Source organism: Secundilactobacillus pentosiphilus (assembly GCF_002217985.1).
Lineage (GTDB): Bacteria > Bacillota > Bacilli > Lactobacillales > Lactobacillaceae > Secundilactobacillus > Secundilactobacillus pentosiphilus.
The window spans coordinates 1-207 of the sequence record NZ_BCMI01000096.1 but is presented as its reverse complement, the minus strand read 5'-3'; the positions used below and the strand labels follow the sequence as shown (position 1 = coordinate 207).

At 49.3% G+C, this 207-nt stretch carries 1 rRNA gene; it reads left to right on the top strand.

The features are described 5' to 3' along the window. Nucleotides 1-207: ribosomal RNA gene (locus CES81_RS13205) — 23S ribosomal RNA — on the top strand; the annotation flags it as partial.

The following is a 207-nucleotide window of genomic DNA, read 5'->3' as shown; positions in this document are numbered from 1 at the left end:
AGAAGCAGCCACCATTTAAAGAGTGCGTAATAGCTCACTAGCCGAGTGATTTTGCGCCGAAAATGTACCGGGGCTAAGGATACCACCGAAATTGTGGATGCGATCAATAGGTCGCGTGATAGGAGAGCGTTCTAAGGGCGGTGAAGCTAGATCGTAAGGACTAGTGGAGCGCTTAGAAGTGAGAATGCCGGTATGAGTAGCGAAAGA